The organism is Flavobacterium sp., from assembly GCF_040379285.1.
GTDB lineage: Bacteria > Bacteroidota > Bacteroidia > Flavobacteriales > Flavobacteriaceae > Flavobacterium.
Genome location: NZ_JBEILJ010000011.1, coordinates 33,587 through 57,416, shown reverse-complemented (window position 1 = coordinate 57,416; position 23,830 = coordinate 33,587). Strand labels below are relative to the sequence as shown.

Annotated in this window: 21 protein-coding genes and 1 pseudogene; 11 read left to right on the top strand and 11 right to left on the bottom strand. The window is 40.1% G+C overall.

The genetic code is table 11. The features are described from left to right. The 4 genes and pseudogenes from ABWO12_RS04095 to ABWO12_RS04080 form a co-directional block, all read left to right on the top strand. Window positions 1-377, top strand: a pseudogene (locus ABWO12_RS04095) (transposase); the annotation flags it as partial. A gap of 93 nt (window positions 378-470) precedes the next feature. Beyond that, window positions 471-926 (top strand): hypothetical protein, encoded by a 456-nt coding sequence (locus tag ABWO12_RS04090; RefSeq protein ID WP_353087457.1) that lies wholly within the window; start codon window positions 471-473, stop codon window positions 924-926. Window positions 927-931: 5 nt separating this feature from the next. Then, entirely contained in the window at window positions 932-2,620 is a 1,689-nt protein-coding gene (locus ABWO12_RS04085) for a T9SS type A sorting domain-containing protein (RefSeq protein WP_353087456.1), read from the top strand. 210 nt (window positions 2,621-2,830) lie between these two features. After that, window positions 2,831-3,946 (top strand): ATP-binding protein, encoded by a 1,116-nt coding sequence (locus ABWO12_RS04080; RefSeq protein ID WP_353087454.1) that lies wholly within the window; start codon window positions 2,831-2,833, stop codon window positions 3,944-3,946. 87 nt (window positions 3,947-4,033) lie between these two features. On the opposite strand, the gene ABWO12_RS04075 is transcribed toward ABWO12_RS04080, so the two are convergent. Then, the gene (locus ABWO12_RS04075) at window positions 4,034-5,641 is read right to left on the bottom strand and encodes a fumarate hydratase (RefSeq protein WP_353087452.1); all 1,608 of its coding nucleotides are present in this window, start codon (window positions 5,639-5,641) and stop codon (window positions 4,034-4,036) included. 122 nt (window positions 5,642-5,763) lie between these two features. Beyond that, window positions 5,764-7,209, bottom strand: a complete 1,446-nt coding sequence (locus ABWO12_RS04070) for a spore maturation protein (RefSeq protein WP_353087451.1) — start codon at window positions 7,207-7,209, stop codon at window positions 5,764-5,766. A gap of 180 nt (window positions 7,210-7,389) precedes the next feature. Between ABWO12_RS04070 and ABWO12_RS04065 the strand changes: the two genes are divergently transcribed. Further along, complete coding sequence (locus ABWO12_RS04065) at window positions 7,390-10,320, top strand: S8 family serine peptidase (protein WP_353087449.1); 2,931 nt, start codon at window positions 7,390-7,392, stop codon at window positions 10,318-10,320. A gap of 51 nt (window positions 10,321-10,371) precedes the next feature. On the opposite strand, the gene ABWO12_RS04060 is transcribed toward ABWO12_RS04065, so the two are convergent. The 9 genes from ABWO12_RS04060 to hemA all read right to left on the bottom strand — a co-directional run bounded on the left by ABWO12_RS04060 (window position 10,372) and on the right by hemA (window position 18,271). After that, entirely contained in the window at window positions 10,372-11,085 is a 714-nt protein-coding gene (locus ABWO12_RS04060) for a 3'-5' exonuclease (protein WP_353087447.1), read from the bottom strand. A gap of 42 nt (window positions 11,086-11,127) precedes the next feature. Beyond that, window positions 11,128-11,598, bottom strand: coding sequence for a methylated-DNA--[protein]-cysteine S-methyltransferase (locus ABWO12_RS04055; RefSeq protein WP_353087462.1), 471 nt, complete (start codon window positions 11,596-11,598; stop codon window positions 11,128-11,130). 71 nt (window positions 11,599-11,669) lie between these two features. Then, the gene (locus tag ABWO12_RS04050; RefSeq protein WP_353087446.1) at window positions 11,670-12,092 is read right to left on the bottom strand and encodes a c-type cytochrome; all 423 of its coding nucleotides are present in this window, start codon (window positions 12,090-12,092) and stop codon (window positions 11,670-11,672) included. Window positions 12,093-12,153: 61 nt separating this feature from the next. Next, window positions 12,154-13,152: a porphobilinogen synthase gene (hemB, locus tag ABWO12_RS04045; protein WP_353087444.1), complete on the bottom strand. Its 999-nt coding sequence runs from the start codon at window positions 13,150-13,152 to the stop codon at window positions 12,154-12,156. 157 nt (window positions 13,153-13,309) lie between these two features. After that, entirely contained in the window at window positions 13,310-14,212 is a 903-nt protein-coding gene (hemF, locus tag ABWO12_RS04040; protein WP_353087443.1) for an oxygen-dependent coproporphyrinogen oxidase, read from the bottom strand. A 112-nt stretch (window positions 14,213-14,324) separates the two neighbouring features. After that, window positions 14,325-15,350, bottom strand: a complete 1,026-nt coding sequence (gene hemE, locus ABWO12_RS04035) for a uroporphyrinogen decarboxylase (protein WP_353087442.1) — start codon at window positions 15,348-15,350, stop codon at window positions 14,325-14,327. Window positions 15,351-15,376: 26 nt separating this feature from the next. Next, entirely contained in the window at window positions 15,377-16,033 is a 657-nt protein-coding gene (locus ABWO12_RS04030; RefSeq protein ID WP_353087440.1) for a uroporphyrinogen-III synthase, read from the bottom strand. A 26-nt stretch (window positions 16,034-16,059) separates the two neighbouring features. After that, on the bottom strand, window positions 16,060-17,013 hold the full coding sequence (gene hemC, locus ABWO12_RS04025; protein ID WP_353087438.1) for a hydroxymethylbilane synthase: 954 nt from the start codon (window positions 17,011-17,013) through the stop codon (window positions 16,060-16,062). A gap of 1 nt (window position 17,014) precedes the next feature. Further along, window positions 17,015-18,271, bottom strand: a complete 1,257-nt coding sequence (gene hemA, locus ABWO12_RS04020) for a glutamyl-tRNA reductase (RefSeq protein WP_353087437.1) — start codon at window positions 18,269-18,271, stop codon at window positions 17,015-17,017. Between the two features lie 231 nt (window positions 18,272-18,502). Here hemA and ABWO12_RS04015 point away from each other — a divergent pair, with 231 nt between their 5' ends. The 6 genes from ABWO12_RS04015 to ABWO12_RS03990 all read left to right on the top strand — a co-directional run bounded on the left by ABWO12_RS04015 (window position 18,503) and on the right by ABWO12_RS03990 (window position 23,762). Then, complete coding sequence (locus tag ABWO12_RS04015) at window positions 18,503-19,375, top strand: helix-turn-helix domain-containing protein (protein WP_353087436.1); 873 nt, start codon at window positions 18,503-18,505, stop codon at window positions 19,373-19,375. A gap of 84 nt (window positions 19,376-19,459) precedes the next feature. Beyond that, window positions 19,460-20,473 carry a ferrochelatase gene (gene hemH, locus ABWO12_RS04010; protein ID WP_353087435.1) on the top strand — a complete coding sequence of 338 codons (1,014 nt, stop codon included), beginning with the start codon at window positions 19,460-19,462 and terminating at the stop codon, window positions 20,471-20,473. Between the two features lie 70 nt (window positions 20,474-20,543). Then, a complete protein-coding gene (locus ABWO12_RS04005; protein WP_353087433.1) occupies window positions 20,544-21,089 on the top strand; it encodes a CopD family protein in 546 nt (181 codons plus the stop codon). A 133-nt stretch (window positions 21,090-21,222) separates the two neighbouring features. Beyond that, the gene (locus ABWO12_RS04000) at window positions 21,223-21,552 is read left to right on the top strand and encodes a four helix bundle protein (protein WP_353087461.1); all 330 of its coding nucleotides are present in this window, start codon (window positions 21,223-21,225) and stop codon (window positions 21,550-21,552) included. Between the two features lie 93 nt (window positions 21,553-21,645). Then, window positions 21,646-22,224, top strand: coding sequence for a nicotinate (nicotinamide) nucleotide adenylyltransferase (nadD, locus tag ABWO12_RS03995; protein ID WP_353087431.1), 579 nt, complete (start codon window positions 21,646-21,648; stop codon window positions 22,222-22,224). A gap of 374 nt (window positions 22,225-22,598) precedes the next feature. Beyond that, window positions 22,599-23,762: an iron-containing alcohol dehydrogenase gene (locus tag ABWO12_RS03990; RefSeq protein WP_353087459.1), complete on the top strand. Its 1,164-nt coding sequence runs from the start codon at window positions 22,599-22,601 to the stop codon at window positions 23,760-23,762. Window positions 23,763-23,830 lie beyond the last annotated feature (68 nt).

The following is a 23,830-nucleotide window of genomic DNA, read 5'->3' as shown; positions in this document are numbered from 1 at the left end:
TGGAGTCTGTTCTGTAAATGGTATTTTCCATCTATTAGATATTATTAAAGCCGAAGTTCATGATGTGCATTTTTTGAAAAACATAAAACAGCAAATGTCTGATTGTGTGCTGCTTGGAGACTGAGGTTGTTTATCAGAAAGCATTCAATTGGATTTATTCCAATCGGTAAATAATTAGATTGCAAACCCCAAAAAGAATGAATCAAGTAAATTATAAACCACAACCATACATATTCAGAAAATCCAGAAAAAGGATAGAAACTTTGTTTTTCCAGCTATGCGCCCAATTTTTAATTAGAAGAAATTATGTTAAAAATTTTGAAGGATTTAAAACTCGAATTTTAGCTAAAATAACAGCACTAACTCTAGTTCAATAAATCAATAAATTTATCTTTGATAGACCAATAAATAATATCAAGAATCAAACAATTTAATTACACCCAACGGGTATATTTAATTACAATGATTGGATGCCAGCATGGCCTTGGTGTTGTAATGGCCCATTTGGTTGGTATTCCATCAACGGAAATGACAATCCAACTAGACCCAACAGTTCTGGATGTTACGGGTGGACATCAAACGGTTCAAATAACTATCCAAATATTAATATTTCTGGTTTTTTTGAATGGTCATATAATGGAATTGATTTTAATTGTAATATGCCAACATCAGGAAGCCCTTTAACGGTTACGAGAATAATAGGTCCAACAAATGATATAGACGGTGGTAACCCAAACCATGATTATTATGATATTGATTTAACAATCAACGACAGAGGAATAAATGGTGGTCCTTATTCACAATTAAATTATAATGCCGCAAATCCAAATAATAGCAAGGCATATATTTTTGATTTGGAGATGCCTACTGATTTGTTTCCAGGGCAAAATGTAAATATCAAGGCTAAAGGATACCATAAAAACTAATGCAGATGAAAAAGATACTTGTATTACTAGTAGTTTTTTGTCAGTTGGGCTTGGCTCAAAATAGAGATATTACCGCAGCAGAATATTTTTGGGGTACTATTGACCCAGGTAATGGTAATGGCACAGCACTCACAGCAGAAGATGGAACGTTTAATGAAGCGGTTGAAAGTGTAATAGCTAATTATTCGAATAATCAAACTACTGTTGGTCCAGTTCTCTTTAATATTAGAGTTAAAGATGCTAATAATCAATGGGGGTCTACTTTTAAAAAAGTAGTTTTTATATTACCCGGAGCTACCGGTTCGTTTCGTCAAGTAAATTTAACCAAGTTCGAATATTTCTTCGGTAATTTTGATCCAGGAGAAGGTTCAGGAACTACAATTATTACCTTTGATGGTGCATTAGACGAGGCGATAGAAACAGTTTTTAGAAGTCAGGCAACTTGGGATGTAGCCACAGGTCCAATTTTATTTAATATTCGGGCAAAAGACTCTGATGGGAGATGGGGACCACTATTTAAGAAAACAGTATTCCCTTATGGAGCCAATCCAAATGCACAACTCATACAAGAGGGAGATTCTATTGAAATATGTCAAGGGTCAAGTGTTACATTAACCTATAATGGCCCCAACGGTTATACCCCTACATGGTTTGATGGCAGCCAAGGAAATACCGTAACATTTACACCAACTCAAGCAGGTAGTGTTTCTGTTACAGCAACATTAGAAAACAGCACTTATACCGATTCAATTAATATAATTTTCAAACCCCAACCTACTTCAACAATAACTCCTTCAGGGCAAATTTTAGTTTGTGCCTCAAGCAACTTTTCATTACAAGCTAATGCTGGGACAGGTTTAAGTTATCAATGGTTTTTGAATGGGAATGCTATTTCAAATGCAACAAACGCAACCCATTTACCAACTGCTGTTGGCTCATATACAGTTAGAGTTACAGATGCAACAACCACTTGTTCTAAAATATCAAATCCTACGGTATTATCTACAACATTTACTCCACAACCTAGTGGTACAGTTAATTATTGTGGAACTCAAATAATATCGGTTCCTTTTGGTTCTTCAAATTCCTATCAATGGAAAAAAGATAATTTAAATATAACTGGCGCCAATTCAAATAGCTATACAGCTTCACAGCCGGGTATTTACACTTGCGTTATTTCTAATGGAAGTTGTTCGGTAACTAGCACAAGCGTTATATTAAATCCTATTGCTGCTGCACCTATTGCTAACTCAAATCAAAACTTTAATGCAGGTGAAACTTTAGCAAAATTAATTGTAAATGGAACAAACTTGCAGTGGTATAGTAGCTCAACTGGCGGGACAACTTTGCCCTTAAATACAGTCTTGGTATCAGGAACTACATATCATGTGAGTCAAACAATTAATGGTTGTGAAAGTTCGAGAATTGCAATCACGGTAACGCAAGCATTGAACAACAGTTCATTTGAATTAGACAATTTTTTACTTTATCCCAACCCAACAAATGGAATACTTAATTACAAATCTTCGGAAATTATTTCAGAAATAAAAATTTATAATATGCTAGGTCAACTAGTGCTTGAAAAATTAATAAATAATACTGAAGGATTTTTTAACATATACAATTTACCTACAGGCAACTACCTTGTAAAGGTAAATAACAATCATAAATCATATTCAATTATCAAATATTAGGATACAATCCTTTATTAATAGATAAAAAAACCAGCAAATTTTGCTGGTTTTTTTATTAAGTACTTAAAGAACTAAAGAAATCGTTCCCTTTATCATCGGTAATACTGAATGCGGGGAAATTTTCGTGTATAATTTATGTTATTTTAGGGTTTAAATAATAATATTTTATAATTTTTTAGGGTTTAAAACATAATTTACTACATTTGTAGTATGATAACAAGAACGCTAACTCAAAATATAGTAGCCGATTACAATTATAAAAAAGTGATTGTTGTTGTTGGCCCTAGACAAGTTGGAAAAACGACGCTGATTGAAAAAATTGTTACTGGGAAAAAAACACTTTTTTTGAATGGTGACGACCCACAAACACGGTTGCAATTTGCGCAAGCTAATTTCCAATTTTTACGCCAATGGGTAACCGATTATGATACCATTGTCATTGATGAAGCGCAACGAATTGAGAATATTGGTTTGGCCATAAAAATGCTGGTGGATGCGAAATTAAACAAGCAATTTATACTTACAGGATCTTCTTCACTTGATTTGGGAAATCAAATAAATGAACCCCTTACGGGAAGAAAATGGGAACATCAATTGTTTCCCTTATCGTGGAATGAAGTTAGAAATCACTATACATTTGCCAATGCTTATGCTCGATTAGAAGAATTTTTAATCTACGGAATGTATCCTGAAGTAGTTACAGAGACCAATAAACAAAAGATATTACTGCAACTTTCGAGCAGTTATTTGTATCAAGACATCTTGGAATTGGTCAACATCAAAAAACCTGATTTACTTTTAAAATTATTAAATGCTTTGGCATTACAACTGGGTAGTGAGGTTTCCTATAACGAATTGGCAAAAATCTTGGGCGTAGATCGCATGACTGTTGTGAATTATATTGATTTGTTAGAAAAAGTATATGTCATCTTTAGATTGCATCCTTTTTCAACAAACCAACGGAATGAAATCACTGCAAAACCAAAAATTTATTTTTATGATAATGGAATACGTAATGCCATCATAGGCCAATTTAATCCATTGCAAAGCAGGCAAGACGTAGGATCTTTGTTTGAAAACTTCTTTATTAGTGAAAAAATGAAGCAGTTAAAATACAATGGATTTTATGGAAAAACACACTACTGGAGAAACGCACAGCAAGCAGAGATTGATTTTATTGAAATTATTGAAAATGAGATTTCAGCCTATGAAATAAAATTCAATCCTCTTAAAAAAGTAAAATTCACAAAGTCTTTTACTGAAAAATATCATCCCAAAAACACATATGTAGTGCATCGCGACAATTTTTGGGAATACTTGTTATAAAACCATTACACTAATTACAGCCTTCATGACCATAAAAAAACCTGTACATCTCACGATCTACAGGTTTCTTTCTTCTTTTTTCTAAAATCAATGGCTTAATGCCGCAAAGAAATCGTTTCCTTTATCATCGGTGATAATGAACGCTGGGAAGTCTTTGACCTCGATTTTGCGCACGGCTTCCATGCCCAATTCTTCGAAATCAACTACCTCAACGGAAAGGATATTTTCTTTGGCAAGAATCGCTGCCGGACCTCCGATGGAGCCCAAATAGAAGCCACCATAGGTGTTGCAGGCGTTCATCACTTCTTTGCCGCGGTTACCTTTGGCCAACATAATCATGCTACCGCCGTGTTTTTGAAATTCTTCCACATACACATCCATACGTCCTGCGGTTGTCGGACCGAAGCTTCCTGAAGGCATGCCTTGTGGCGTTTTCGCTGGACCCGCATAATACACAGGATGATTCTTAAAGTAATCGGGCATCGGTTGACCTGCATCCAATAATTCTTTGATTTTAGCATGCGCAATGTCGCGCGCCACAATTAAGGTTCCATTTAGTTTCAATCGGGTTTTGATCGGGTATTGCGACAACTCGGCTAAAATTTCTTTCATGGGTCGGTTCAAATTCACCACCACCGGTTCTTCCAAATGGGGTGCCGTAGCGGGTAAATAGTGTGCTGGATTGGTTTCTAATTGTTCGAGATAAATACCGTCTTTGGTGATTTTTCCTTTAATGTTTCGGTCGGCCGAACACGAAACGCCCATCCCAACAGGACAAGAAGCTGCATGGCGCGGCAACCGAATCACACGCACATCATGCGTCAAGTATTTTCCACCAAATTGAGCACCGATAGCACTCTCTTGGCAAATGTGTTGTACACGAGCTTCCCACTCCAAATCACGGAAGGCTTGACCCGCCATGTTCCCCGAAGTCAGTAAATTATCGTAATAACCGGCAGAGGCTTTTTTCACGGCGGCTAAATTCGCTTCTGCCGAAGTTCCGCCAATGACAATGGCCAAGTGGTATGGTGGACAAGCGGAAGTTCCCAGATCCATGATTTTTTCACGGATAAACTCTTCTAGCGACTTTTCATTCAATAACGATTTGGTCTTTTGGTATAAAAAGGTTTTGTTGGCCGAACCACCGCCTTTTGCTAAAAATAAAAACTCATACGAACTTCCTTTTTTCGCATAAATATCGATTTGCGCGGGCAAGTTGGAACCAGAGTTTTTCTCCTCAAACATGGTTATCGGTACAATTTGCGAATAGCGCAAGTTGCGGTTTTGGTAGGTATTGAAAATACCACGGGAAAGCCACTCGGCGTCATCGGCACCGGTGTAGACATTTTCCCCTTTTTTGGCCATGACAATCGCAGTTCCCGTATCTTGACACGAAGGCAATTCGCCGCTTACCGCTACTACGGCATTTTGCAATAAATTATAGGCTACAAAACGGTCGTTGTCGGTGGCTTCAGGATCGTCGATGATGTTGCGTAATTTTTGCAAATGCGACGAGCGCAACATGAACGAAACGTCTTTCATCGCTTCTTCTGCCAATAATTCTAAGCCTTTGGGGTCGATGGAAAGAATTTCACGGTCGCCCAATTTTTCGACATTCACATAATCGGAAGTCAGTTTTTTATAAGTGGTATCGTCTTTTAAAATCGGATACGGATCTTGGTATAAAAAGTCCATTTTGTGTTGGTGTTTTAGAAAGGTAAAAGTACGAAAATGCAAGGAAGCTTCCTATTGAATCCCGGGATTATGTTCAATTTAACATGGTTTTAAATTTGACTTATACCGCTTTGGAACTAGAATTATCGTACGAAAAACCAACTCGCCACCATAATCGCGGTAACCACACAAATCAAATCTACCAATAACATGGTTGCCAAGGTGTAGCGGGTGTTTTTAATATTGACCGAACCAAAGTACACCGCAATCACGTAAAAGGTAGTTTCGGCGCTGCATTGGAAAATACATACCAAGCGACCTGTGAACGAATCGGGACCAAAGTTTTGCATCGCATCAATCATAAACCCGCGGGAACCGCCCGAACTGAATGGACGCAGCATGGCCACGGGAAGCGAATCGGTAATGTCTTTGGCAATCCCGATTTGTGAAAATCCGATGGCAATCCAACGGCTAATGATTTCAAACAAACCGCTATTTCGGAAGAACGAGATAGCCACTAGCATCGCGAGTACATAAGGGAAAATTTTTACGCCAGTTTGGATTCCATTTCGAGAACCCTCGACAAATGCATCAAAAATAGTGGTTTCTTTTTCAGTGAATTTTTTTTCATGAATAAAGGAAAATATAAGCGTGGCTCCAATAATAGCAACGAGCATGAGTCCGGACAAATTGGCGGTAAAGAAACTTTTTCCAATCAAATCCAAACCGTTGATATAGAATAAAAGTCCGACAATAGCTGCAACCACAGACATAATGGCGACTAATAAAGTCGCACTTAAAAAGTTAATGCGTTGGCGAATCCCCACAATAATGAGCGCCGCAATAGTACCGATAAAAGAGGTAATAATACACGGTAACATCACATCGGCGGGATTGGTTGCATTTTGGGCGGCACGATACCCAATTATGGACGTCGGAATTAAGGTAAGCCCGGCCGCATGCAAACACATGAACATGATTTGGGCGTCACTGGCCTTGTCTTTTTCGGGATTGATTTCTTGCAAGGATTGCATGGCTTTTAACCCAAAGGGCGTGGCAGCCGAATCGAGTCCGAGGAAATTGGCGGCAAAATTCAATGTCATGTACGAAATCGACTCGTGATTTTTGGGGACAGAAGGGAAAACTTTGGCAAAAACGGGAGAGAGCCATTTCGCTATCTTCTCAGAAGCACCTGAAACTATGAGCAATTCCATAAGTCCGCAGAAAAAAGCCAAATATGCGATCAACGGCAGGATAATATCAATCAAGGTGTTTTTGCACGTGGGTAGCAATCCATCTGATTTTTGTACTCCCGAATAGAATTTAACCGTTTTACTTTTGTACACATAGGTTGTATCTGGATTCAAAGTATCTCGATCGATTACAATGGTTTTTTCGGGTGCTTTTTCGATGCTATCGCGAATGAACGAAGGCGTGTCATTCAAGTAGCGTTCGGAAATCAAAATCGGATCGTCTTTTTTACCATTTAAAATAGAATCAATAGTATAGGTATCTCCTGAAAAAAGAGCAAAAACGGTAAAGGCTATTGAAGCTATAAAAATGGTCAACCAAAATCTACTAAGTACCATGTGTTGTAATTTTTTTCAAAATACGGATAAATCTTTGATGTAAAAAAATATCTGTACAATGGATTCCTTTTTGCTAAAAAAATCGTATTTAATCAAAAAATATAATTTGTTTAATGTTAAAACATTAACAGGTTAGCTAAATTTGCCAAAATTAGCCAACAAACTGAAAAACTTAAAGCTATGAAAAAAACCTTCATAGCTCTTGTTATCCTAATGGGTGGACTTAATGTGTATAGTCAAACGCTCCCAGATGTAACCGCAATTACGGCTACCTACAACATGGATAAATTAAAAGAGCGACAAGAATTTTACCGACGTCTTCAAGCTTCTGAAAAAGAAAAAGCGATTACTGTAGCAAAAATTAACGGTTGGCCTTTAACGATTGAAGGCCCCAACGGATCTTTTTCCGAATTAATGAAGCTTACACCAGATGGGTACCCTATGTATTTCAGCACCGACAATGTGGCAGCAGCTCGTGCAACGCGTGCGAATTTCTTACACACTGGGGGGGCAATGGGATTGAATTTAAATGGCGAAACTATGGTCGCCCGAGTTTGGGATGGTGGCGGTGTTCGCACGACCCACAATGCTTTTGGGAACCGTGTAACTGTAGTTGACGACCCCTCAGGGGGTACGATTCTTCATGCTACCCACGTTACGGGAACCATGGTCGCTTCGGCCAATCCAGCAAGTGTGAAAGGAATGGCTCCTGCAGCAACAGCAAGAACATTCAACTGGACCGATGACATTAGTGAAGCAATCTCTGAGATTCAATTGGGTATGTTAGTTTCCAATCATTCTTATGGTGTCCCTATTTCATCTGGAGGGAACGCAATTCCCGGTTGGATTGTTGGTGCATACATTACCGATTCTTTTGCATGGGATGAAGTGGCCTACAATGCTCCCTACTACCTTCAAGTAGCCTCTGCTGGAAATGAAGGAACTTCGACTGCAAATTCTGATCCTTTGTTTTTTGGTTTCGACAAATTAACCACGAACAAAACCTGTAAAAATAATTTAGTCGTAGCGAATTGCGAGGATGTTACAGTTAATGCTACTACAGGAGCTGCGGGTATCATCACGATTAACAGCTCGAGTAGTCAAGGGCCTACAGATGATTTCCGAATTAAACCGGATATTACAGGAAATGGGTCGGGTTTAACCTCTACAAGTAATTCGAGTAATGGTGCCGTTTGGACTTTATCGGGAACTTCAATGGCTTCCCCAAATGTGGCAGGGACTCTTTTACTTTTACAACAACACTATAAAAATTTATACAACACCTTTATGCGTGCGTCTACCCTGAAAGGGTTGGCTTGTCATACGGCAGATGATGCTGGTAATGTGGGTCCAGATGCTGTTTTCGGTTGGGGATTACTCAATGCTAAACGTGCGGTAGAAACCTTAAATGCCAATGGGTTAACCTCTTGGGTTTCGGAAGAAAATCTAAATCAAGGGCAAACATTTTCGATGACTGTAAATGCGAGTGGAACAACGCCTTTGGTAGCTTCGATTACATGGACCGATTTGCCTGGGAACATGAATACAAGTACGACGCCCAATGAATTCATTAAGGCTTTGGTTAACGACTTGGATATTCGCATCACGCGAAACGTAACGACTTTCTTTCCATGGAAATTAACGCCAAATCCTAATAATCCTGCGGTAAGAACTGGTGACAATGATGTGGATAATGTGGAATTGGTTCGCATTGATACACCTGCAGCAGGACAATATACCATTACCATTTCGCACAAGGGAACTTTAGTAACGGGAAGTCAAAAGTATTCTTTAATCGTCACAGGATTAAGTTCAACTTTTGCGCTCAATTCAACTAGTGGTGACCAATTGCTGTGTGCTAATCAAAATGCGACGTACACCTTTAATTACACCCAGTCTGGTGGAGGAACAACTTCATTTTCAGCTACAGGATTACCAGCAGGAGCATCGGCTTCTTTTAATCCTCCAAGCCGAAATACTTCAGGAACGGTTACAATGACCGTAACGGGTCTAGCCAATGTAACCCCGGGTGAATACTTTGTAGGAATCACAGGAAACAATGGAACAGAGACTGAAACACGTTTTAAAACCTTGCGTATTTTTAATGCGAGTTTACAACCCTTAACCTTAAATAGCCCTTCCAATGGACAAACGGGATTATCGACTTCAGCCGTATTGCGTTGGAATGCCAACAGCAATGCTGAAACATATACTGTACAAGCTTCTACCGACAGCAGTTTTAGCACATTAGCTGTGAATGAAACAACCACATTAAACCGATTTACGGTTACAGGTTTGCAGCAATCAACGCGTTATTTTTGGCGTATTATCCCTTCCAACCGATGTGGTACTGGTGTAGCGGCAACTGCAGCTGTATTCAGTTTTGATACGGGTGTTATTAGTTGTGATCAATCCTTTGAAGCAACTGATTACTCTAACGCCTTTATAGATTCGGTGGCTAATTCAAGTGCTAGCGTACCTTTGACAATTACAGGAGGCTACACCATTGGCGACATTAATGTCAACGTGAATATTACCCATACGTATATTCAAGACATGACGCTTACCTTACAAGGTCCTGCTTCTATTGGTAGTCCAAGTATTGTATTGATGCGTGAGGCTTGTGGCGATAATGACAATATGGATTGTACCTATGATGACGATGGAAATGACCCCGTTTGTAGTGGAAATCCATCGCTAACTGGTTTGGTGGCTCCGTTGGACAGTTTGAGCGCTCTTAACTCCTTACCCGCCGACGGTGAATGGGTATTAAACATTAATGACCCATGGAATGGTGATGGGGGAACAGTAAACAATTTCAGTATCGACCTTTGTCGTGTTTCACCCGCATTATCAACACCTGAAGTTAGTTTAACACAAGTTCGCGTATTCCCTAACCCGACCAACGAGCTTGTCAACGTTTTGATTCCAAACAGTGTGGAACGCACGCAAGTTCGCCTCTACGATTTACAAGGACGCGAAGTTGGGCAAAAAGAAACCCATGATGAATTGGCGCGCTTGAATGTGCAACATTTAGCTGAAGGCGTTTACCTAGTACGTATCGAAAATAGCTTAGGAACTACTTCACAGCGTGTTGTAATCAAACGATAATTTGAAAAAAATCTATCATAGAAAGGATGTCCAAAATTAGACATCCTTTTTTTATACATGTAAAATTTCTTCTGGAATGAGTAAATCCTCATTTCGGAAACGAAGTAAGACTTGTGCCACCGCAACTACATCTTTTTCACAATAGGTAACGATGCGATCGATGTCTTTTTCTTTATAGAACACTTCGCCCACCTGACTCCCATCGATATCGTCTTTGGAGGTGGGAATGCCTAAAATTTTGGACAATAACTTTAACGAAGTATAGTGCTTATAATCGCCAAACTTCCATAATTCCATCGTGTCTAAATGGGGAATTTCCCATGGTTTTTTTCCAAATAAATTCAATTTACTGGAAAGCGAAACCCCATTAATAATCATTCGTCGGGCAATAAAAGGAATGTCAAATTCTTTGCTATTATGACCACATAATACATACTGCGGTCCACTAAAATGGTTGTTCAGCAGATTATTAAAGGCTTGCAGTAATTCTTTTTCTTCTCCAAAAAATGAAGTCACCCGGAAATTCCGAATGTCGCCTTTGATTTGAAAATACCCGACAGAAATACACACGATTTTTCCAAATTCGGCCCAAATACCTGCCCGATCATAAAATTCTTCAGGGGAAAATTCGTCCCTGCGCTGGTACTGCGTTTTTTGCTCCCAAAGCGCTTGCATTTCGGGATCCATTTGGGTAAAAAATTCTTCTTGAGGAACCGTTTCAATGTCGAGAAACAGCACGTGTTCTAATTTAATTTTATCTAACATGGCTTATAAATTTTAACCGAAGGTACATTATTTTTTGCATTTTTAAAACAAACTTTGTTGAGATTTCCCTTGCTCATGTGTCAGCAACCATTTCTTTCGCCATAATCCTCCTGCATATCCCGTTAAAGCGCCATTGGAACCAATCACGCGATGACATGGAATGATGATCCATAGTGAATTTTTCCCGTTGGCAGCTGCTACGGCACGAATTGCTTTGGGATCGCCCAACTGCAAAGTTAATTGTTGGTAGGAGATGGTTTTGCCATAGGGAATTTGAAGTAAGGCATTCCAAACACTTCGCTGAAATTCGGTTCCTTTCGGATTCAGTTTTAATTGAAAATCGGTTCGATTCCCATCAAAATACTCCGAAAGTTGTTGCACTACCTCCAAAAGTGTTGTGGGAATTTCAGCTGTCGCTTCACCTTCTTCCATGATACAAACGGATTGAATACCTTCGGAATTTCCTGAAATTTTGGCAAATCCTAATGGAGTAGGTATGGTAACGGTTTCTATTGTGCTCATGGCCACAAAATACGGAAAAACGAAGAAGGAATTCTCGCTTTTGTTACGTTTGTTGTCTCATTTTAGGGTGCCAAACTCATCATGTATTGCTCCAACGCCAGCCGTTGCTCGGGTTTCATGTTTTTGGTTATAGCAAAATTCGCTTTCATAATGCTGTATTGCAAAGGGTCGACTATAGGTTCGGACGCTTCGTTCAAAAAAGTAGCAATGCTGGCATTTTTAGCTTTATAAATGGCTACAATTTCCTGAATACTGGGACCTACCACTTTGGTATCTAGCTTATGACAGGCTACACAAGTTCCTTCTCCTTCAAACAACGCTTTGCCTTGTTCCGCAAGGGGAAAATCAGCCTTTGTTTTGGTTTCTTCAACGGTCGTTTCTGGATTGACCTCATGGCTATTATTGTCGGCTTTCTTTGGGTCACCGCCGCAAGAAATAACACTACAGGCTAGCGTTAGCATGTAAAACACATGTATTTTTTTCATGGTTATTTTTTTACACTGGAAGGCTTTTTTCATTTTTGTAATTTCACGAATAATGGATTGACTATTGCCGATTCAACAATAGCGCTGCTTCTTTGGCAAAATAGGTCGAAATCAAACTCGCTCCTGCTCTTTTGATACACATTAATTGCTCCATCATAATCTTGTCGTGATCCAACCAGCCGCGTTCGGCAGCGGCTTTAATCATGGCATATTCCCCAGAAACATGGAAAACAGTTACAGGAACATTCACCGCATTTTTGACTTCGCGCACGATATCCAAATAAGCAATTCCAGGTTTGACCATCACCAAATCCGCGCCTTCTTCTACATCCCAAAGGGCTTCTTTGACCGCTTCAATGCGATTGGCATAATCCATTTGGTAGGTTTTTTTGTCTTTGGGAACCACCACATCGGCTTCTTTTGGTGCGCTATCCAAGGCATCTCGGAAAGGTCCGTAAAACGCTGATGCGTATTTGGCGGAATAACTCATAATGCCTACATGGTGAAAACCAGCAGTATCCAACCCTTGACGAAGGCGCAGCACCCGACCGTCCATCATATCGCTGGGGGCCACAAAATCGGCGCCCGCTTCGGCATGTGAAACAGCCATTTTCACCAAAACTTCGTTGGTTTCGTCGTTGGCAATATCTCCGTTTTTGATAATTCCATCGTGACCATAGATCGAATACGGATCCAAAGCCACATCGGGCATGACAATCATCTCGGGACAAGCGGCTTTTATGGCACGAATGGCGCGTTGCATCAATCCTTCGGGGTTCCAAGCTTCTTTACCGGTGTTGTCTTTCAAACTTTCATCAACTTTTACATAGATATTAACCGCACGAATACCCAAAGCGAATAATTCTTTGACTTCTTCTACCGTTAAATCTAACGAACGGCGAAAAATACCCGGCATGGATGGAATCTCCGAACGGTAGTTTTCTCCTTCGACAATAAACATGGGGAACATAAAGTCGGCCGGACTCAATGTCGTTTCGCGAACTAAAGAACGAATGCTCTCGTTAACGCGTAATCTTCTTCCTCTTTGTAATGGAAACATAATTTTTTAGTATTTAGCAGTTAGCAATAAGCTTTCAGCAATTAGCAAAAAGTAACTAACCCTTTTATTTTCATCGTCTATAAATTCTTTTTAACATAAATAATTACTAGTCACTAGTCTCTAATCACCAGTCACTAATAACTAGTCACTAGTCACTTCAAACCCACTCCACAGGTTGCGCCAAAACTTCCAACAATCGCGCTTCTTCGCTTCCCGACTCTGGATGATGATCATACACCCACTGAACATACGGAGGTAAACTCATTAATATGGATTCAATCCGTCCGTTGGTTTTGAGTCCGAACAATGTGCCTTTATCGTGTACCAAATTGAATTCGACATAACGGCCGCGGCGAATTTCCTGCCAAGTCCGTTGTGCCTCCGTATACGGCATGTCTTTTCTTCGTTCAATAATGGGAACAAAAGCTTGCAAGAAACTGTTCCCGACTTCGGTGACAAAGCGGTACCAATCGTTCATGGAATGCTGTTCGTCCGCTTTTAAATAATCAAAAAACAAGCCACCGACGCCACGGGCTTCTTTGCGATGGGCGTTCCAAAAATAGGCATCACATTGTTTTTTATATTTGGGATAAAACGAAGGATCGTGCGCATCACAGGCGATTTTACACGTTTGATGAAAATGAACCGCATCTTCATCAAACAAATAATAGGGTGTTAAATCTTGTCCGCCGCCGAACCAACTCTGCATGATCTCGCCTTGGGCATCGTACATTTCAAAATAGCGCCAATTGGCATGTACGGTTGGCACCATAGGATTCTTGGGGTGAATAACCAAACTCAAGCCACAAGCAAAGAAATCAGCTTCACCTACCTTGAACATTTGCTGCATTGAGTCGGGCAATTTGCCATGAACCGCCGAAATATTCACGCCGCCTTTTTCAAAAATCTGACCATTCTCGATTACGCGTGTTCGACCGCCGCCACCTTCGGGTCGGTCCCAAAGATCTTCTCGAAATTTGGTAGAACCGTCAATGACTTCGAGACCCGAACAAATCTGATCTTGAAGATTATGGATATAGGATAAAAATTTTTCCTTCATAAAATTTTAGTTTTCAGTCGCAGTTTTCAGTCGCAGAGCACTAATTCTGAATATTGCTCACGATTTACTGATTTATGAACATGCGACCTGTTCACTGAACACTGCCCTCTGATTACTGATTATATTCTTTCACCGCTTCAATAAAGGCTTTGGCATGATCGACCGGAATATTGGGTAGAATGCCGTGGCCAAGATTCACGATGTAATTGTCTTTGCCAAACGCGTCAATCATTTCGTGGACCATTTTTTTGATGGTTGGAATGGGTGACAACAAGCGACTGGGATCGAAATTTCCTTGTAAGGTAATGTTCCCACCGGTTAAATAACGGGCATTTCGCGCCGAGCACGTCCAATCTACTCCTAACGCCGAAGCTTTGGATTGGGCCATCTCGCTTAGGGCAAACCAACAGCCTTTTCCGAACACGATGACTTTGGTTTCTTCGGCTAAAGCATCGACGATTTGGTTGATGTATTTCCATGAAAACTCTTGATAATCGGCTGGAGACAACATGCCACCCCAAGAGTCAAAAATTTGTACCGCATTCACACCTGCATTTACTTTTTCTTTTAAGTATAAAATGGTCGTGTCGGTGATTTTCTGTAATAAGGTATGTGCCGCTACGGGATTGGAGAAACAAAATCCTTTGGCGGTATCAAAACTTTTCGACCCTTTACCTTCTACAGCATAACAGAAAATCGTCCAAGGCGAACCGGCGAAACCGATTAAAGGCACCTCATCATTCAACATTTCTTTGGTCAATTTCACGGCATCCATCACATAGCCTAAAGTTTCCTGAATATTCGGCACAAAAACTTGATCCACTTGCTCCATCGTGCGGATAGGATTGGGAATAATCGGGCCCAAATTGTCTTTGAGTTCGACGTGAATACCCATAGCGCGTGGCACAACCAAAATATCCGAAAACAAAATAGCGGCATCGGGCTGTACAATACGAATCGGTTGTACGGTGATTTCGGCGGCTAATTCGGGTGTTTCGCAACGGGTGAAAAAATCATATTTATCGCGAAGTGCACGGAATTCAGGCAAATAGCGTCCGGCTTGACGCATCATCCACACGGGCGGACGTTCTACTTTTTCGTTATTTAAAGCACGTAAAAAAAGGTCGTTTTTAATCATAATTTATCGTTTAGCCGAATAGTAATTCAGCGTTTAAAATAGTCTATACTGAGTTGTAGCGTGGCCTCCACGGTGGGAGTTGGCGCAATGTGAATATTTTGAGTGATTCCTTGTAATGCGGCAGCTGTTGTGGAGCCAATGCAAAAACAAGGTAGTGTTTCGAGTGTATTTTTCTCCAAGTAACTCTCCACACCCGACGGACTAAAAAAGAGTACGCCATCGATAGGTGTTTCTATTTTTAGGGCTTGATTTTCGGTGGAATACACCACGATTTCACGCAAGTTTTTCCCCTTTTGGATTAAACGTGTGGGCAATGTATCCAATCGACGGTTCCCACAAAAGAAATCGAAGTGATTCACTTCTGAATCAATAAGATGATTGGCCAAAGTTGTTGCCGATTCAAAAGAGGCTTTCACGATAAATCCTACTGCTTCAAGGGCTGTTTTTGTTTTTTCGCCCACACAAAAAACGGTATGGTTTTCGGGGTAAGAAATTGCTTTTTGAACCACGACACTTTTCACCGCTTGCTGACTCGTAAACAACAGATTGTGTTGCCATTCGAATGTGGGCATGGGTAACAACTGTACACGAATAAACTCCTGTTCCACAACCGACAGACCTGCTTCCGCCAGCAGTTGGCGTTGGGATTCAGTCAGGGATTTTGTGGACAGTAGGGTAGTCATTTTTTCTAAGAACGTTGGAACTTAATTTACTTTTTCAACTGGGTTTTGATGCGTTCCATTAAGGCAGCACCGCCGTTGTCAAGGATTTCTTTGGCACAATGAAACCCTAATTTTTTCCATTCATTGATTGGGAAATTGCGTTGAATTTCCAATTTTTCTTTTCCATCGATGGATAATAAAACACCGTGAAATTGGATTTCATCTTGGGCTTCATCATATTTTGCTATAGCACCGATTGGGGCGGTACAACCTCCTTCAAGCGTGCGTAAAAATTGACGTTCGATGGCAGTACACACTTCGGTTTCAATATCATTGAGTTGCGCTAAGGCTTCGAGGGCATGATGATCATTTTCCATGGCGACTACCACCATAGCGCCTTGTGCGGGTGCGGGTATCATCCAATCCAAAGCCTTCCCAACCCCTCCAAAAGAGGGGCTTTTGACTTCATTTTTTTGAATAAATCCTAAGCGCTCCAAACCGGCAGCGGCAAATACGGCACCACTCCAATCGTTATCGTTTAATTTTTGCATTCGGGTGTTGACATTTCCGCGTAAATCCACCACGGTATGCTGGGGATAACGGTTGAGCCATTGCGCTTGACGGCGTAAACTTCCCGTTGCAATAGTCGCTGTAGTTTCAAGGAACTCAGTCGAACCTTTATGCACCAAGATGTCCAACACATTGGCACGAGGTAAAACGGCCGCTTGAACAATGCCTTGCGGTAAAGCGGTTGGGACATCTTTCATGGAATGCACGGCGATATTCACTTCGCCTTTGATCATAGCAATGTCCAAGGTTTTGGTAAAAATTCCGGTGATCCCAAGTTCGTACAAGGGTTTGTCCAGTACTAAGTCGCCTTGAGACTTTACAGCAATAATTTCGGTGCGGCACCCCAAGTTGTTCAGCTGTTTTTCTACCGTTTTGGCTTGCCAAAGGGCGAGTTCGCTGTCGCGGGTTCCGATGCGTATTGTTTTACTCATCTTATTTTTCAGAGGATGCCAATTGGAAAACTTTTTCTATCCATTCGATACTTTCATCGACGGGCGTGTTTTCATCTTTAAGGTGATTGGCAAAATGGTTGGTAATTTTTTGTATGATGCGGGCGGTAATGATTTCCGCTTGTTCTTCGTCGAAATTGGACATTTTTTTGCGTTGCACGTTCAATTCACCTTCCTTGATGGAATTCAATTTCGCTTTCAAGGCATGAATGGTTGGGGCAAATTTACGTTGCTTGGTCCACGCGATAAATTCTTCTTTAATTTCTTCAATAATCGCTTCGGCTGCTGGAATATGTTGCTTACGGTTTTCTAAAGTATCGTCCGTGATTTGCGATAATTGATCCATGTGCGCCAAGGTAACACCCGGAATTTCCATCACATTTTCATGTACATTTTTGGGAATGGATAAATCCAAAATCGTCAACGGCTTTTTCAAATTCAAAATCGCTTTGTCTACTGTTGGGTTTTGGGCTCCTGTTGCCACCACTAATACATCGGCATTTTGAATTTCCAATTGTAAATCGGCATAATCTTTAACGATGACATTTAGTTTTCTTGCCAAACGTTCGGCTTTGTCTTTGGTACGATTGATTAAGGTGATATGACTGTGTTTAGTATGTTTGACCAAATTCTCACAGGTGTTGCGACCAATTTTACCCGTTCCAAAAAGTAGGATGTTTTTATTTGAAATAGCCTCTACATTTTTGAAGATGTATTGCACCGCTGCAAAAGAAACCGACGTGGCTCCGGTAGAAATTTCGGTTTCTGTTTTTATTTTTTTACTTGCTTGAATCACCGAATTGACCAAACGCTCCAAAAAAGCATTGACCAATTGTTCTTCTTTGCTTTGCGCAAAAGCAGTTTTCAACTGACTAATGATTTCGAAATCCCCTAAAATCTGACTATCCAGACCAGTTCCAACTCGGAACATGTGGTTTATGGCATCAGCACCTTTATATACGTAGGCCACTTTTTGAAATTCTTCGACCGTTCCGCGGCTGTTCTCACACAACAATTTAATCAATTGAAAAGGATGTTGGGCAAAACCATAAATCTCAGTTCGGTTGCACGTAGAGGTCACAATTAACGACTCAATATTTTCTTCTTGCGCTTGTTGTAACAGCTTCGCTTGAGCCAAGGCATCCAAACTAAAACGACCACGCGTTTCGGCATCAGCTTTCTTGTAACTCAATCCAATTGCATAAAAGGAGGAATGTTTAATCTTAATTCCGTTTTCCATGTAGGGGCTTTTTCCTAAAAGTTGAACAAAGTTACGGGGTTACTAATTTTAAAAAATAACGCTCCAAGGACTTTTTGTGTCGCTTGATGTAATTTCTAACGCGATTCGAACTTTTTCCGTTATTTATTTTAAATTTGTACCAATCACGGGGCTTAACAACGATATTATATAGATTCATTCTAAATAATAAAATCGTCTTCCGTTGGGTATTATATACAAAAAAATATCGCTATGGGTTCTTTTGAAGAAATAAAAATTGAAGAAGACTTTTTGTTGATTCGTTTTCAAAATGATGGAACAGAGAATTATCCTGTAAAACGCGGGGTATCGCAAGGACTGATTCAGTTTCATTTTGGGTTAAAAGGAAAAGCCAAATTCGTCTTTAACGATGGGAATTATGCGTTGGAGTTAAAGGAGGAAAAGTCATTACTTTTTTATAATCCCCAAAAGGAATTGCCGATTCAATTGGAAGTTTTGCCTAATACGTGGTTGATTTCGATTTTGATTTCGATCAAAAAGCTACACAAATTGTTTTCTTCCGACACCGAAAATATTCCGTTTTTGAGTGAAGAAAACATCGATAAGAAATATTATAAGGAACACAACATTAGTCCGTCAATGGCCATCGTGTTGAGTCAACTATTTCATTACAACCTCAATCCTTCCATCAAAAATCTCTATTACAAAGGCAAGAGTTATGAGTTACTAAGTTTGTACTTTAACCGCTCGGAAGACCCGAATGCCGAACAATGTCCGTTTTTGATTGATGAAGAAAATGTATTGAAAATCCGCAAGGCCAAAGAACTCGTAATTGCTAACATGGCCGAGCCGCCCGGATTACAAGAGTTGGCTGATCTAGTGGGTTTGAACTTGAAAAAATTAAAAATGGGATTCAAACAGATCTATGGCGACACGGTGTACGGCTTTTTGTTTGATTACAAAATGGATTATGCACGAAAACTCTTGGATAGCGGCTCGTATAATGTCAATGAAGTCGGGCTCAAAGTGGGATATAGCACCGGCAGTCATTTTATTGCAGCATTCAAGAAAAAATTTGGTACCACACCCAAAAAATACCTGATGAGTTTGCAAGTCAATACATAATCGAATTGGTTTTGCATCTGTCAACCCTTTTTAACACTATCAAAAAAATTAATTTCAATCGTTTAAAAAAATAAATTGCTACACATGAAAGGAGTATTATTAGTCAATCTTGGTTCGCCTGAAAGTCCGACCCCAAAAGATGTTAAGCCGTATTTGGACGAATTTTTAATGGATAAATACGTTATTGACGTGCCTTATTTATTAAGAGCATTATTGGTGCGCGGAATAATTTTGCAAACGCGTCCCAAAAAATCGGCCGAAGCCTATAGTCAAATTTGGACTGAGAAAGGGTCGCCTTTGATTGTGATTTCGAAAAAAATGCACCATAAGGTGGAAAAACTTGTGGATGTTCCTGTGGCTTTGGCCATGCGTTATGGCACCATGACGATTCAAAAAGGGTTACAAGAATTAAAAGACAAAGGCGTAACGGACGTGATGTTATTGGCCTTGTACCCACAATATGCTATGGCATCTACAACTACAATTTGGGCATTGGCCGATGAATTGCAACAAAAGCATTTCCAGGAAATGAAAATCACCAAAGTGCCCGCCTTTTACAATAAACCCGATTTCATCCAAGCATTGGCTCATTCGATCAAAAAACATTTGGAAGGCTTTGAATACGATCATTTGTTGTTTTCGTACCACGGCATTCCAAAACGCCATATTCGCAAAACGGATGTTACCAAATCGCATTGTACAATAGACAACAAATGTTGTGTCACGGCTTCTCCAGCCCATGAGTTTTGCTACCGTCACCAATGTTATGAAACCACGCGTCAAGTCGTAGAATTATTGGGAATCCCTGAAGGAAAATACAGTCAAACCTTCCAATCGCGTTTGGCTGGTGACAAATGGTTAACGCCCTACACCGATGTTGAAATCAACAAAATGCCGAAGAAAGGGATCAAAAAATTAGCGGTAGTTACACCCGCATTTGTATCGGATTGTTTGGAAACTTTGGAAGAAATTGCCATGCGTGCCAACGAAGAATTTATTGAAAACGGTGGGAGAGAATTTTTTGCCGTACCCTGTTTAAACGACGAAGACGAATGGTGCCAAGTGGTGGCCAATTGGATTAACGATTGGAAAAACTAAATCTTATTTTAAGTTACAAGTTAAATAACCTGAAACTTGAAACCTGAAACTTGAAACCTGAAACCTATCCATGGATCTCTATAACAACATAAAAGCCTTGCACTTGATTTTTGTGATCACTTGGTTTGCCGGACTCTTTTACATTGTTCGGTTGTTTGTGTATCAAATTGAAGCGCAATCCAAACCTTCCCCCGAAAAAGATATCCTGGGGGCGCAATACAAAATCATGACCTATCGCTTGTGGTATATCATCACATGGCCGAGTGCGGTGTTGGCGACATTATTTGCCCTGACCTTACTTCATTTGAATCCGGAGTGGTTGTTCATGCCATGGATGCAAGTGAAATTAGGATTTGTAGCACTTCTTTTTGCGTATCATTTGAAGTGCCATCAAATTTACAAGCAGTTGCAAAACGACGACACCCGCTATTCCTCCAACTTCATGCGATTATGGAACGAAGGCGCGACGATAATCTTATTTGCGGTAGTCTTTTTGGTGATTTTAAAAAACGCTATCGACTGGATTTATGGTGTGATGGGGATTATTGGTTTCTCCATTCTGATTATGCTCGGTTTTAAATTTTATAAAAATATTAGAAAGAAAGATAATTCATGATTTCAGTGTAAAGAAAACAGTAAACAGCAATCAGTAAACAGTAATCTTGTTGATGATTATAGCTGAAATTTATATATTTGACTTTTAAATTTAAGCCATAATGAGTTCAATTTAAAGCCACAAAGATCTCCATATTTGGAGAAAAGGAATAGATATCACAGAAGCTGTTTTTCGACTTGTAAAATCATTCCCAAAAGAAGAAAAAGACATTTTAACTAACCAAATTATACGCTGTGCTCTGTCAATTCCTTCAACCATTGCAGAGGGATTTGGAAGAAATTCAAATCGATCATTTATATATTTTCTCGCAATAGCAAGAGGTTCACTTTACGAATTAGAAACTCAGTTACTACTAGCCGAACGTTTTCACTATATCACTGATGATCAATTAATGCGTGTTATTCTTCATCTAACCCAAGAAGAGGGTAAAATGATAAATGCATTTTCGAAAACATTACATTAAAAAAAGTTCTTACTTTACAACATAAAAATACTCGTAACTAGACACTCCTGAAATATCGGAACTAGTCACTAGTTACTAATCACTAGTCACTCTATGAAAATAGGTCTTTACTTTGGCACCTTCAACCCCATTCATGTGGGGCATATGATTATTGCAAATCATTTGGCAGAGTATTCCGATTTGGATCAGGTTTGGATGGTGGTAACGCCGCACAATCCGCATAAGGAGAAACGCACGTTATTGGACGATTACCAGCGCCTACATTTGGTGCATTTGGCAACAGAAGCCTATCCGAAAATCAAGCCTTCGGATATTGAATTTAAATTACCACAGCCCAATTATACCGTGAATACATTGATACATTTGTTGGAGAAGTTTCCTCAACATGAATTTGCCTTAATCATGGGGGAAGATAATCTGAATTCGCTACACAAATGGAAGAATTACGAGTACATTTTACAACACCACGCGATTTATGTCTATCCGCGTATAGCCGCGGGTGAAGCTTTACACGAATTGCTGCAGCATCCGCACGTGCACAAGATTAACGCACCCGTAGTAGAAATTTCCTCAACGGCGATACGCGAGGGCATTGCGCAACAGAAAAATGTTCGTCCGCTACTCCCCGATGCGGTATGGGCATATGTAGATGCGAATTTGTTGTATCGATAAAATAATAGTTTTAGATATGAAGACAACTCATAACAATTCCGACGTAAATCGTGAAGAAAAAACCCTCTTCACCCTTCTTCGCTCTCAATTGCGCTTTTTGGGGTTAATTTTCCTTTTTATTGGAGCTACAATTCAATTAGGAGCCAAATTAATGGATAAAAAAGTTCCTGAATATATCTCCCTTTTTTTTGTAGTTGGTTTTGGTTTATTTCTACTCCATCGGTGGGTTGCAAAAAAGTAACGATCACCCAAACTTTCTTTTTCTAAATAAATTAAAAAGAAAATAAGTTTAATACCGTAGTTTGAACCTTAACATTCCCTTACCACCCGTTATAAGGGGAATGAATTACCTTTGGGGTTTAATTTTTTGAATGATGAATAATTTTGAACTATACAATCCTGTCAATTATATTTTTGGCCGTGGACAAATCGCAAAATTGGCCGAAGTAACGCCCAAAAACACCAAAATCTTGTTGGCGTATGGCGGAGGAAGTATCTTTAAAAATGGCGTCTATGACCAAGTAAAAACCGCTTTGGCAGGGTATGATTGTATCGAATTTGGGGGTATCGAACCCAATCCGCGGTATGAAACCTTGATGAAGGCGGTGGAATTGATTCGTGCTGAAAACATTGGCTTTGTTTTGGCGATTGGTGGAGGAAGTGTGATTGATGGCGTGAAATTTATTTCGGCCGCGGTCAACTATCCCGGCGATGCGATTGAAATTTTAAAGCAACGCATTTTGTTTAAAGACGCTTTGGTTTGTGTGCCATTTGGAACGGTATTGACCTTACCTGCGACGGGTTCGGAAATGAATTCAGGGGCCGTAGTTACCATCGATGCAACCCAAGAAAAATTGACCTTAGGCGGCAGTGCTCTGTTTCCGAAATTCTCGATTGTAGACCCTACGGTTATTGCCTCGTTACCCAAACGGCAATTGCAAAACGGAGTGGTCGACGCGTTTACCCATGTAATGGAACAGTATTTAACTTATCCTCATGACGCACAGTTGCAAGACCGTATTGCAGAAAGTATTTTGCAAACCTTGATTGAAATTGGCCCCTCGGTAGTCGAAAACCCTACCGATTATAAATTGGCGTCCAATTTTGTGTGGTCGGCGACGATGGCTTTGAACGGTTTGATTCAAAAAGGAGTTCCTTCCGATTGGGCGACCCACATGATTGGACACGAATTGACCGCTTTGTATGAGATTGATCATGCCCGTACGTTAGCGATTATCGGTCCGAACCTCTACCGAGTGATGTTTGAAACGAAAAAAGAAAAATTGGCCCAATACGGGCAACGCGTTTGGAATTTAACAGGAACTCCTGACGAAATTGCCAAAGCTGCGATTGACAAAACCGTAAACTTTTTCCATACGATGGACATGAAAACCCGTATTTCAGAAAATGCTGACAACATAGAAGGCACAGCAGATTTCATCGTGCAACGCTTTGAAGAACGCGGTTGGTTGGGCCTTGGAGAACGACAAAATGTAACCCTTGAAAAAGTGCGCGAAATTGTAACGCTCAGTTATTAATCCAACTACTTACAACACAAAAGGCGTTCCGTTTAAAACCGAACGCCTTTTTTTCAACCCAAAACAAA